Origin of the sequence: Streptomyces flaveolus, assembly GCF_000716535.1 — a bacterium.
Taxonomy (GTDB): Bacteria; Actinomycetota; Actinomycetes; order Streptomycetales; family Streptomycetaceae; genus Streptomyces; species Streptomyces flaveolus_A.
The window spans coordinates 23,518-35,322 of sequence record NZ_JNWV01000003.1; the positions used below are offsets into that span (position 1 = coordinate 23,518).

The window sequence follows — 11,805 nt, forward strand, 5'->3', positions numbered from 1 at the left end:
GTTCTGGGAGCCGGGTCAGCCGGTCGCGCGGACCGCGTCGCGGATCAGCTCGGCGACCGCCTTCGGCTGGGAGACGGCCACGGCGTGCGAGGCGCCCTCGATCTCGACGATCGTCGCCCCGGCCCGCTTCGCGCCGAAGCGCTCCACCTCCGGGTTGATGGCGTTGTCCGCGCCGGCCACCAGGGCCCAGGACGGCTTGGTCTTCCAGGCGGCGGCGGAGGCCGTCTCCTCGAAGGCCGCGGCGGCCAGCGGGCGCTGCGCCGCCGCGAGGACCTTGGTGACCTCCGCGGGCACGTCGGCGGCGAAGACCGACGGGAAGGCGTCCTCGGCGATGGTGACCTCGACGGCGGGCTCGCCGCCCGGCACGGGGTACGTCCACTGCTTGAGGTTGCTCACCAGCGGCGAGAGCGGGAAGCGGCCCTGGAGTTCGCCGAGGCTCTCGCCCTCTTCGAGGGCGTAGGCGGCGACGTAGACGAGGCCGACGACGTTCTCGGTGACGCCGGCCACGGTGATCAGCGCGCCGCCGTACGAGTGGCCGGCCAGCACGACCGGGCCGTCGATCTGGGCGGCGACGGAGGCGACGTACGCGGCGTCGGACGCGAGGCCGCGCAGCGGGTTGGGCGGCGCGATCACGGGAATGCCGTGGCTCTGCAGCTCCTCGATGACGCCGGACCAGCTGGCCGCGTCGGCGAAGGCACCGTGGACGAGGACGACGGTGGGAGTGGTGCTCATGTCTGCGTCTCTTCTCGGATCAGGCGGTGTGCAGGGCCGCGTGCAGCGTGCGGACGGCCATGGTGATGGCGGCCTCGGCGGCGTGGGTGCCGCGCAGGGCGTTGAGCATCACGAAGTCGTGGATTATGCCCTGGAAGCGGACGGCGGTGACGGGGACACCGGCCTCGCGGAGCTTGTTGGCGTAGGCCTCGCCCTCGTCGCGCAGCACGTCGGCCTCGCCGGTGATGACCAATGCCGGGGGCAGGCCGGTGAGTTGTTCGGTGGTGGCGCGCAGCGGGGAGGCGGTGATCCGGGCGCGCTCGGCCGGGTCGGTGGTGTACTGGTCCCAGAACCACTGCATGCCGTCGCGGCGCAGGAAGTAGCCGGTGGCGAACTGGTGGTAGGACGGGGTGTCGAAGCCGGCGTCGGTGACCGGGTAGAACAGCACCTGCTGGACGAGCGGGATGCCGCCGCGTTCCTTGGCCATCAGGGTCAGCGCTGCGGTCATGTTGCCGCCGACGGAGTCACCGGCGACGGCCAGGCGGGTGCCGTCCAGGCCCTTGGAGGCGCCTTCGTTCACGACCCACTGGGCGACGGTGAAGTTCTGCTCGATGGCGACGGGGTAGCGGGCCTCGGGGGAGAGGTCGTACTCGGGGAAGACGACGGCGGCCTGGGCGCCGACGGCGAGTTCGCGCACGAGGCGGTCGTGGGTGTGGGCGTTGCCGAAGACCCAGCCGGCGCCGTGGATGTAGAGGATGACGGGGAGGGTGCCGGTGGTGCCGGCGGGCTTGACGATGCGTGCCCGGACGCTGCCCGTGGGGCCACCGGAGACGGTGATCCACTCCTCGTCGACGGCGGGCTTGTCGATCTCGCCGGACTGGACCTCGTCGACGGCCTTGCGGCCCTCGGCCGGGGGCAGGTCGAAGAGGTAGGGCGGGTTGGCGGTCGCCGCCGCGAACTCCGCCGCGGCCGGTTCCAGCACGGGCTGGGCCGGCGCCTGGGCATCAGACATGCGAATCTCCTGTAAGTGCGTAGGGGGCGCCGGGTCGTTCCGGCGTACGACCCGGATCGTCGTGCTGGGCACTCCGGCGCCGCTGAACGCAACCGTAGAACCGCCGTCCGCACGGCGATTGCCCGTCCGTGCACGCCTGACGTCCTCAAAGTGCACGGACACCGCCCACCGCACGCCGAGTGCGCTGAGGGGAACGGCCCAGTGCACGGACGGGACACACGGCGGTGTTCCCCGGGCCTAACGTGAGGGCACAGCGGTCGCGGTCCGCCCGTCGGCACGACGGCGGACTCTCGCGCCATCACCGCGATTCCCGCCCGCGTCTCTGATCGCTTTCTCGTCGCCCCGCTCGTGGCTCTTCCCGGCCGCCGAGCGCGCACGCAGCGGACATCCAGGACGCCCACCACGGAGGAGGTCCCGCACACGTGTCTGCCATGCCGGTCGGCGGGCTGGTTCCCCAGGCCACCGACGACGCCGCGGAGCTGGTCGTCCGCAACGCCAGCATCCATACGGGGGACCCGCGCCGCCCGCATGCCGAAGCGCTCGCCGTACGAGGCGGTGTCATCACGGTCGTCGGCGACGACAAGGACGTCGCCCCGCACGTCGGGCCCGCAACGAAGGTGGTGGACGCGCTCGGCCGGCGGGTGGTCCCGGGACTCAACGACGCCCATCTGCATGTGATCCGGGGCGGCCTCAACTACGTGCTGGAGCTGCGCTGGGACGGCGTCCGGACGCTCCGTCAGGCCCTGGCGATGCTGCGCGAGCAGGCCGCGCGGACACCGAAGGGCCAGTGGGTGCGGGTGGTCGGAGGCTGGTCGGCCGACCAGTTCGCCGAACGGCGGCTGCCGACGGTGGCCGAGCTGAACGCCGCCGCCCCCGACACCCCGGTGTTCGTCCTCCACCTGTACCAGTCGGCCGTCCTCAACCGGGCGGCGCTGCGGGCGGCCGGGTTCGACAAGGACACGCCCGACCCCAAGGGCGGACAGATCGTCCGCGGCCGGGACGGCGAGCCGACGGGCATGCTGCTGGCCGCGCCGAGCGCCCTCATCCTCTACTCCACGCTGGCCAAGGCGCCGGTGCTGGAGGGCGAGGACCGAAAGGTGTCGACCCGTCACTTCCTGCGCGAGCTCAACCGGTTCGGTCTGACCTCGGCGATCGACGCCGCCGGCGGCTTCCAGAACTTCCCCGAGAACTACAGCACCGTCATCGAACTGGCGCGGGCCGGTCAGTTGTCGCTGCGGATCGCCTATCACCTCTTCCCGCAGACCGCGGGCCAGGAGATAGCCGACCTCACCCGCTGGATCGAGATGGCCGGCCCCGAGGACGGGGACGAGTGGCTCCGTCTCAACGGCGCGGGTGAGAACCTCACCTGGGCCGCGGCCGACTTCGAGAACTTCAGCCAGCCGCGCCCGGAACTCGGCGGCTACGAGGGCGAGTTCGAGAAGGCCGTACGTCTCCTCATGGAGAACGGCTGGGGATTCCGGCTGCACGCCACGTACGACGAGACCATCCGCCGGGACCTCGCGGTCTTCGAGAAGCTCGCCGCCGAGGGACTCTTCCCGGCGGGGAACCGGTGGTTGTTCGACCACGCGGAAACCGTGTCCGCCCAGAGCCTCGACCGTGTCGCCGCGCTCGGCGGTGCCATGTCCGTCCAGAACCGGCTGTACTTCCAGGGCGAGGCGTTCCTGCGCCGCTACGGCCCCGGAGCCGCCGCGGACGCCCCGCCCATCCGGGCCATGCTGGACCGCGGACTGACCGTGGCCGCCGGCACGGACGCCACCCGGGTCTCCACCTACAACCCCTGGGTCGCCCTGCACTGGCTGGTGAGCGGACGCGACATCGGCGACCTGGTGCTCCGCTCCCCCGGCAACCGCGTCGACCGGGAGACCGCACTGCGGATGTTCACCGTCGCCGGAGCCGAACTGACCGGCGAGGAGCAGGTCAAGGGCGTGCTGCGGACGGGGTGTTACGCGGACCTCGCGGTGCTGTCCGACGACTACTTCACCGTGCCGGAGCCGGAGATCGCGCACATCGAGTCGCTGCTCACGGTCACCGGCGGCCGGATCGTCTACGCCGCCCGGGAGTACGAGGGCCTCGACGAGGAACTGCCGCCCGTCACCCCCGCATGGAGCCCGGTGGCGCACTTCGGCGGCTACCAGGCGTCCCGGCCGGCCGGCGTGCGCCAGGCGGAGGCCCTCGGCGAGGCCGTCGCGGAGTCGGAGCAGCACCGCGCCTGGCGCGCACGGCGGGGCCTGGCCCCCGGCGCAGCGGACACCCCGTTCGATCCCTGCTTCGTCCTCTGAGCGACCCCGGAAACCCACAGACCCCGTCCTCAGGACGGTTGTTCTCCGACGCGGGCACCCGTCCGCGCCGCTTCACATGGAATGGAAAGGCACTCTCATGGTCGACATCGCCCAGGTCACCGCGTCCCCCAGCCCCGACCTGCTGACCCCGGACAACTGCGCGGTGCTGTTCGTGGACCACCAGCCGCAGATGTTCTTCGGCACCGGCAGCGGTGACCGGACCGCGATCATCAACTCCACCCTGGGCCTGGCCAAGGCGGCCAAGGTGTTCGACGTACCGGTCGTGCTGAGCACCGTGGCCGCCGAGTCCTTCTCCGGTCCGATCCTGCCGCAGCTCGCGGACGTGTTCCCGGACCAGAAGATCATCGACCGCAGCACGATGAACGCCTGGGAGGACGCCGCGTTCGTCGAGGCCGTCAAGGCGACCGGCCGCAAGAAGCTGGTCATCGCCGGTCTGTGGACGGAGGTCTGCGTCGTCCTGCCGGTGCTCTCCGCCATCGCCCAGGGCTACGAGGTGTACGTCGTCACCGACGCGTCCGGCGGTGTCACCCCGCAGGCCCACGAGCACGCCGTCCAGCGCATGCTCCAGGGCGGCGCGGTGCCGGTCACCTGGGTGCAGGTGCTGCTGGAGCTCCAGCGTGACTGGGCCCGCGGCGAGACGTACGTGCCGGTGACGGAGGTGGTGAAGGAGCACGGCGGCGCCTACGGCCTCGGCCTGGTGTACGCCCAGACCTTCATCGGCGGCCACGCGGCCGGCTGAGCCCCTCCCCCAGCACAGCGATCAAGGACTGAGTCAGGAACAGGCAGGAAGAGATGGACGCGGGACTGCTGGTCCTCCGGGTGGTGGCGGGACTCCTCATCACCGGCCACGGAGTGCAGAAGGTGAGCTTCCGGCTCGGGGGCCACGGCTTGGCAGGCGGAACCGAGGAGTTCCGGCACGACGGGTTCCGCGGCGGCCGGCTGACCGCGGTCGTCGCGGGCGCCGGCCAGATCGGGGCCGGCCTGTTCTTGACCGCCGGTCTGCTCACGCCCTTGGCGGCGATGGCCGCCATGGGCGTGATGACGGTCGCGGGCACCGTGAAGTGGCCGAAGGGCCTGTGGGTGCAGAACGACGGGTACGAGTATCCCCTGGTCCTCGTGGTCGTCTCCGCGGCGCTGGCCCTCACGGGGCCCGGCGCGTGGTCCCTCGACCACGCGCTCGGCATCACACCGTGGCCGGTGTGGCTGGCGCTCGCCGCGATCGTGACCGGCCCGGCGAGCGGGCTGCTGACCCGGCTCGTGCTGCATCGCGCACCCCTGGCATCGGAAGGAAAGACCTATGCGCAGCCTGCTGACTGACGCGGCCCACACGCTGGTCCCGCCGAAGGGCGACCGGCATGGCCCGCTGCCTCCCCTGATGCTGACGCTGACCGTGGTCACAGGCCTGGTCGACGCGGTGAGCTATCTGGCGCTGGGCCACGTGTTCGTCGCCAACATGACGGGCAACGTGGTGTTCCTCGGCTTCGCCCTGGCAGGTGCCCAGACCCTGTCCGTGCTCGCCTCCGTCGTCGCGCTGGCGGCTTTCCTCGCCGGCGCGCTGACCGGCGGCCGGCTGGGGACCCGGTTCGCGGGGCATCGCGGGAACCTGCTGAAGACGGCCACCGCGGCGCAGACCGTGCTGGTCGCCGTCACCGTCGTGGTCACGGCGGTCGCCGGCGGCCGGGTCACGACCGGCGTCGAGTACACGTTGATCGTGTGCCTGGGGCTCGCCATGGGGCTGCAGAACGCGGTCGCCCGGCGCCTCGGCGTGCCGGACCTCACCACGACCGTACTGACGCTGACCCTCACGGGTCTGGCCGCGGACTCGCCACCGGCGGGCGGTGCGGCGCCGAGGCCCGGCCGCCGGATCCTGTCCGTGCTGGCCATGCTGCTCGGCGCGCTCGTCGGCGCGGAGCTCGTCCTGCACGGGCACCTCGTGCTCACCCTGGGCCTGAGCCTGCTGCTCCTGGCGGTCACCTCCGTGGCGACCCACCGCCTCTCCGCCGACGGTGCCGCCTGGACCCGGCCGCCGTCCTGACGCTTGGCCGCCGCCCTGACCCGAAGCCGGCGGCTGACGCAAGGCCACGGTCCAGTCGGGAGGCGACGGTCCAGTGGGAGTCCCGGTCCGGACAGAAGCCCTCCGTCCGGACGGTTCATCCCCCGGCCTCCCGGTCGCCCCGCCCGGCGAACTCCCGCCATGCGCTGGGCGACATCCCGTAGGTGGCACGGAACACGCGGCTGAAGTGGGTGGGGCTCGCGAAGCCCCAGCGATGCGCGACGGCCGCGATGGTCAGGTTCTCCGCGGAACGCAGGGTGAGGACACGCCGGCACTCGGCCAGCCGCCGGCGCTGGATCAGCCGGCCGACCGTCGTGCCCTCCTCCCGGAACAGCTTGTGCAGGTAGCGGACGGAGATGTGGTGGGCGCGGGCGATCGTCTCCGGAGACAGGTCCGTGTCGCTCAGGCGCAGGTCGATGAAGTCCAGGATGTCCGACATCAGCGGCGCCCGTGTGTCCGGCTGCTGTCCCCGCGCCTGGTCGGAAAGATGGTCGCCGGCCAGGGTGGACAGCAGGCTCACGGCGTTCCAGGCGAGCATGTCGCCGACCGCGGAGCGGGACACGACCGCCGTGTCGGCGAAGTCGGACAGGAACGGCGAGAGCAGGGCGCCCAGCCGGGACGTCGGGGTGACCGGGGCGTGCGTGAGGCGGGGCACGTCGGACCGGGCCAGCCCGAGCAGTTCCCGCGAGAGCAGGAACACCTTCAGGCGGGCCTGCCGCGGGAATTCCAGCACCGAGGGCCGGTGCACGTCGTAGAAGCAGATGTCGCCGGGGCCCAGGAGCACGTCCGCGGCGGGCCTCCACGGGGGTAAGGCGGCGACGGTGTCGCGCAGCCCCACGAAGAGGTACTCGCCGCTCTCCCGGGCAATCAGCCGTTGGGGACGTGCGGCGGGGCCCGGGTGTGCGCACGGCGGTCTCTCCCGGGGCAGGCATGCGGGTACCGCGTCCCAGATGACGATGTCCAGGCCCAGGGGCATCCGCCGCACCCTGCTGCCCGGTGACATGCCGGCCGTGGACATGCCGACCCTGCGCCCGCCGATGAGGGACGTGCCTGTGGAAGACATGAACCGCCCTTGCCTCCGAACCGTTGTCGCGTTTGAAGCGGCGGCATCGGGGAACGCGCACCCGGCTCCGCTTCGCCCGGAGCGTAGGCCGGTGGATGTGCGAAAAGAGTGACAGGACAGTGACCGGGGGCTGCGCTGCCGGGCCACACCCCATGCGCTCACGGTCAACAGCCGGGGGACGGCGGCCCCTACCGTCCTGGGCATGAGCACCGCATCTCCGGCCTCCGCACCCGCCGCGACCGACTCCCCCTGGGCCCCGCTCGCGGCGCGCGTCTTCCGGGCCCTGTGGATCGCCCAGCTGGTCTCGAACATCGGTAGCTGGATGCAGACGGTGGGCGCGCAGTGGCTGCTGGTCGGACACGGTGCCGCGCTGGTGACGCTCGTGCAGACCGCCGCAGGCCTTCCCGTGGTCCTGCTGGCCCTGCCCGCCGGGGTGGTCGCCGACCGCTTCGACCGGCGCTCGGTGCTGCTGGCCGCGCAGTGCGCGATGCTCGCGGTGTCCGGTGCGCTGGCCGTACTGGCGTTCCTGGACGCCCTGACGCCGACGGTGCTGCTCGTGCTCACGTTGCTGCTGGGGTGCGGCACCGCATTGATGGGCCCGGCCTGGCAGGCGATCCAGCCGGAACTCGTCGAGCGCCGACGGCTCGGTCAGGCGGCGGCGCTGGGCGCGGTGAACATGAACCTGGCCCGTGCCGTCGGTCCGGCGCTCGGCGGGGCGGTGGTCGCCGCGGCGGGCGCGGGCTGGGTCTTCGCCTTCAACGCGGCCTCCTACCTGGGCATCGCCGCCGTGCTCGTGGCGTGGCGACGCCCGGCGCCGGCCGCCCCCACGCCCGGCAACGACGGCCTGCTGACGGCCCTGTACGCCGGCCGCCGCTATGTGTGGAACGCGCCCGGTGTCCGCCGGGTGCTGCTGCGCACGCTCCTGTTCATCCCCGGCGGTGCCGCGCTGTGGGCGCTGCTGCCGCTGACCGCGAGCAGTTCCCTCGGCCTCGGCTCGGGCGGTTACGGGCTCCTGCTGGCTTCGGTGGGCGTGGGGGCCGTGGCGGGGGCGTTCGCGCTGCCGCGTGTCCGTGCCCTGCTGGGGGCGAACGGCACGCTCGCCGCGGGCGCCCTGGTGTTCGCCGGGGTGCTCGCCGTGCTGGCGACCGTCCGCACACCCTGGCTGGTCACGGTCGCCCTGCTGCCGGCGGGACTCGCCTGGATCGGCGTGCTGTCCACGCTCAACGCGGCCGTGCAGACGCGGCTGCCCGGCTGGGTCAGGGCACGTGGCCTCGCGGTGTACCTGCTGGTCTTCCAGGGCGGTCAGGCGCTCGCGGCGCCGCTGTGGGGCGCGGTGGCCGACTGGGCCGGGCTCAGCGCGTGTCTGCTGATCGCCGGCGCGGTGATGCTGCTCAGCGCGGCCAGTGTGCGCCGGTGGCCGCTGTACGACGCCGAGGGCATCAACCCCACGCCGTCCGACCACTGGCCGGCCCCTCCCCTGGTGTTCGAGCCGGGAGAGGCCGACGGCCCGGTCCTGGTCTCCGTCGTCTACCGCGTCCCCGCCGAGAACCGCCACGCGTTCACGGACCGCATGCGCCAGGTCGCCCGCTCCCGGCGCCGCACGGGAGCCCTCTCCTGGGGTCTCTACCAGGACGGCAACGCCCCGGAACGCTTCGTGGAGAACTACCTCGTCAGCTCCTGGGCGGAACACCGTGCCCAGCACCACGTCCGGTGGACGGGCACCGACCGCCGGCGCGAGGAGCAGGCTCGTGAGCTGCTCGCGCCGGGGACGGTGCCCGAGGTGACCCATGCCTTCGACACCGTGGCGGGGCCGGCCGTACCGTCCGGGTCCGGCCCGGCGCCTGCCGAGTAGGGCGCGCCGGGTCAGGGGCGGGGGATGTTGCGGAGGTTGGCCCGGGCCAGGTGGACCATCCGGCCGACGCCTCCGCTCAGGACGGTCCGGCTCGCGGACAGGGCGAAGCCGGTGAGCTGTTCGGTGGTGATCTTCGGTGGCACGGCGAGCGCGGCGGGGTCGGTGACGACGTCCACCAGCGCGGGTCCGTCGTGGGCGAACGCCTCGCGCAGCGCGTCCCGGACCTGACCGGGCTGCTCCACCCGGATGCCGCGCGCCCCGGCGGCCGTGGCGATGGCGGCGTAGTCCGCGTGCGGGTAGGTCGTGCCGTGCGGGGGCAGGCCGTCGACCATCATCTCCAGGTCGACCATGCCGAGGGAGGAGTTGTTGAAGACGACCACCTTGACCGGCAGGTCGTACTGGACGAGCGTGAGGAAGTCGCCCATGAGCATGGAGAACCCGCCGTCGCCGGAGAGCGAGACGACCTGCCGGCCGCGGTCGAGGAACTGGGCGCCGATGGCCTGGGGCAGCGCGTTGGCCATGGATCCGTGCACGAAGGAGCCGAGGATGCGGCGGCGGCCGTTGGGGGTGAGGTAACGCGCCGCCCACACACAGCACATGCCGGTGTCCACGGTGAACACGGCGTCGTCGGCGGCCTCTTCGTCGAGCACCGAGGCCACGTACTCGGGGTGGATCGGGGTGTGCCGGTCGACGTCGCGGGTGTAGGCGCCGACGGCGCCTTCGAGGGCGTGCGCGTGCCGCTCCAGCATCCGGTCGAGGAACCGCCGGGACTGCTTCTCGCGCACCGCGGGCGTCAGGCAGCGCAGGGTCTCGCGTACGTCTCCCCAGACGGCGAGGTCGAGTTGGGTGCGCCGGCCCAGCCGCTCGGGCTGCACGTCGACCTGCACGGTGCGCACGTGGCGGGGCAGGAAGTCGGTGTACGGGAAGTCGGTGCCGAGGAGGATGAGCAGGTCGCACTCGTGCATGGCCTCGTAGGCGGCGCCGTAGCCGAGCAGGCCGGACATGCCGACGTCGTACGGGTTGTCGTACTGGATGTGTTCCTTGCCGCGCAGGGCGTGGCCGACCGGGGCCTTGACCTTCCCGGCGAACTCCATGACCTCGGCGTGGGCTCCGGCGACGCCCCGGCCGCAGAACACCATGACGCGTTCGGCGCCGTCCACCAGCTCGGCGAGCCGGGCGATCTCCTGGTCGCTGGGGCGGATGGCGGGCAGGTCCAGGGGCATGGCGAGTTCGGGCGCCGCGTCCGGCGAGTCCTCGGCGGCGGTGTCGCCGGACAGCGCCACGACCGAGACCCCGCGCCGGCCGACGGCGTGCTGGATGGCCGTCTGCACCACGCGGGGCATCTGACGGGGTGAGGAGATCAGCTCGGAGTAGTGGCTGCACTCGGCGAACAGCCGGTCGGGGTGGGTCTCCTGGAAGTAGCCGGTGCCGATCTCGCCGCTGGGTATGTGGGCGGCCAGCGCGAGCACGGGCGCCATCGAACGGTGGGCGTCGTACAGGCCGTTGATCAGGTGCAGGTTGCCGGGGCCGCAGGATCCCGCGCACGCGGCGAGCCGCCCGGTGAGCTGGGCCTCCGCTCCGGCGGCGAACGCCGCGACCTCCTCGTGGCGGACCTGCACCCACTCGATGTCGGTGTGTCGTCGGACCGCGTCGACGACGGGGTTCAGGCTGTCTCCGACCACGCCGTACATGCGGCGCACACCGGCGCGCGCCATGAGGTCGACGTATTGTTCGGCGATGGTCTGCTTGGCCATGGCACTCCTCGGGTTCGGGCCTTGCGGCACGACCCTCCGGGCGGGGGCACGGAGGGCCTGCCTCGCGCCCGGACCACGCTAGTGAGCGCGGGGTGCCGCTGTTGTCCGTCCGCGCACGGGATCGGTTCCGGCAGCGCACCGGGCGTCGGCGGTGCCGGGACGGTCCCCGTGCACGGTCGGGTGGCTGGGCCCGTCCAGCACGGACAGCGGGCGGGCGGTGCGACCGCTGCGGACGGCGACGAGTTCCGCGGCGAAGGAGACGGCTGTCTCCCCGGGTGTCGACGCGCCCAGGTCGAGACCCAGGGGCGCGTGCAGCCGCGCGAGGGCGTCGGCCGACACGCCGGCCGTGGTGAGGTCCTCCCGCCTGCCCGCCTGGACGCGGCGGGAGCCGAGCGCTCCGACGTAGGCCAGGAAGCGGCCGAGGGCTTCGGCGAGGACGGGGACGTCGAACTTCGGGCCGTGCGTCATCACGCACACCACGGTCCGGTGGTCGGTCTCCGTGGCCGCCAGGTACCGGTGGGGCCAGTCGACCACGACCTCGTCGGCGTCCGGGAAGCGCTCGGGTGTGGTGAAGGTGGCGCGGGCGTCGCAGACCGTGACGTGGTAGCCGAGGAGGGCGCCGATCCGGCTCGCCGCACCGGCGTGGGCGTTGGCGCCGACGTGCGTTCGTACGAGGCCGACGCCGGTGTGCCGGGTGCCGTCCCGGTCGAGCATGCGGCGGGCGTCGGCGAGTACGGTGAGGTCCAGGGCGGGGCTGCCGGTGCTGCCAGGTGCCCGTCGTGAACATCGGCGACGTACCGGCCTTTCCCGGTGAGCAGCCGTTCGTCCTCGGGCCTTGTCCATCGCTCCACAACAACACCTCGTTCGTGTGGGTGCGGGAATTGACCGGGGCGACGGCCCTGTCCGGCAGCGAAAGTGGCGCGGGATGTTCGGGTCGTCGCTGCGTGGCGTTCCGGGGGAACGCCACGCCGGTGGAATTCGACTGCATGGACACTAACCTCGATCTTGCGTGAGGGTCCGTCAGATTGCTGACGGACCC

The 11,805-nt window shown here is 72.6% G+C and carries 11 protein-coding genes; 6 read left to right on the top strand and 5 right to left on the bottom strand.

Annotation, left to right across the window (positions count from 1 at the left end):
• Window positions 1-15: 15 nt before the first annotated feature.
• Both OO52_RS02600 and OO52_RS02605 read right to left on the bottom strand, forming a co-directional pair.
• Complete coding sequence (locus OO52_RS02600; protein ID WP_030640460.1) at window positions 16-732, bottom strand: alpha/beta fold hydrolase; 717 nt, start codon at window positions 730-732, stop codon at window positions 16-18.
• Between the two features lie 19 nt (window positions 733-751).
• Window positions 752-1,723 (bottom strand): alpha/beta hydrolase, encoded by a 972-nt coding sequence (locus tag OO52_RS02605; protein ID WP_030640462.1) that lies wholly within the window; start codon window positions 1,721-1,723, stop codon window positions 752-754.
• Window positions 1,724-2,154: 431 nt separating this feature from the next.
• On the opposite strand from OO52_RS02605, the gene OO52_RS02610 reads away from it, so the two are divergent.
• From OO52_RS02610 to OO52_RS02625, 4 genes are all read left to right on the top strand, one after another.
• Window positions 2,155-4,023 carry an amidohydrolase gene (locus OO52_RS02610; protein ID WP_234339349.1) on the top strand — a complete coding sequence of 623 codons (1,869 nt, stop codon included), beginning with the start codon at window positions 2,155-2,157 and terminating at the stop codon, window positions 4,021-4,023.
• A 97-nt stretch (window positions 4,024-4,120) separates the two neighbouring features.
• Window positions 4,121-4,783 (top strand): hydrolase, encoded by a 663-nt coding sequence (locus OO52_RS02615; protein WP_030640466.1) that lies wholly within the window; start codon window positions 4,121-4,123, stop codon window positions 4,781-4,783.
• 53 nt (window positions 4,784-4,836) lie between these two features.
• Complete coding sequence (locus OO52_RS02620) at window positions 4,837-5,361, top strand: DoxX family protein (RefSeq protein ID WP_030640876.1); 525 nt, start codon at window positions 4,837-4,839, stop codon at window positions 5,359-5,361.
• A complete protein-coding gene (locus OO52_RS02625) occupies window positions 5,342-6,079 on the top strand; it encodes a YoaK family protein (RefSeq protein WP_030640468.1) in 738 nt (245 codons plus the stop codon). The genes OO52_RS02620 and OO52_RS02625 overlap by 20 nt, the downstream gene beginning before the upstream one ends.
• Window positions 6,080-6,194: 115 nt before the next feature.
• Here the strand turns inward: OO52_RS02625 and OO52_RS02630 are convergent, their stop codons facing one another.
• On the bottom strand, window positions 6,195-7,160 hold the full coding sequence (locus tag OO52_RS02630; RefSeq protein ID WP_030640470.1) for an AraC family transcriptional regulator: 966 nt from the start codon (window positions 7,158-7,160) through the stop codon (window positions 6,195-6,197).
• Window positions 7,161-7,362: 202 nt separating this feature from the next.
• Between OO52_RS02630 and OO52_RS02635 the strand changes: the two genes are divergently transcribed.
• Window positions 7,363-9,012, top strand: a complete 1,650-nt coding sequence (locus OO52_RS02635; RefSeq protein WP_030640472.1) for an MFS transporter — start codon at window positions 7,363-7,365, stop codon at window positions 9,010-9,012.
• Window positions 9,013-9,023: 11 nt separating this feature from the next.
• On the opposite strand, the gene OO52_RS02640 is transcribed toward OO52_RS02635, so the two are convergent.
• On the bottom strand, window positions 9,024-10,766 hold the full coding sequence (locus OO52_RS02640) for a pyruvate dehydrogenase (RefSeq protein ID WP_030640474.1): 1,743 nt from the start codon (window positions 10,764-10,766) through the stop codon (window positions 9,024-9,026).
• A 78-nt stretch (window positions 10,767-10,844) separates the two neighbouring features.
• On the bottom strand, window positions 10,845-11,480 hold the full coding sequence (locus OO52_RS02645; RefSeq protein ID WP_420711362.1) for an XdhC family protein: 636 nt from the start codon (window positions 11,478-11,480) through the stop codon (window positions 10,845-10,847).
• A 65-nt stretch (window positions 11,481-11,545) separates the two neighbouring features.
• Between OO52_RS02645 and OO52_RS46800 the strand changes: the two genes are divergently transcribed.
• Complete coding sequence (locus OO52_RS46800; protein WP_234339331.1) at window positions 11,546-11,779, top strand: hypothetical protein; 234 nt, start codon at window positions 11,546-11,548, stop codon at window positions 11,777-11,779.
• The last annotated feature ends 26 nt before the right edge of the window (window positions 11,780-11,805 follow it).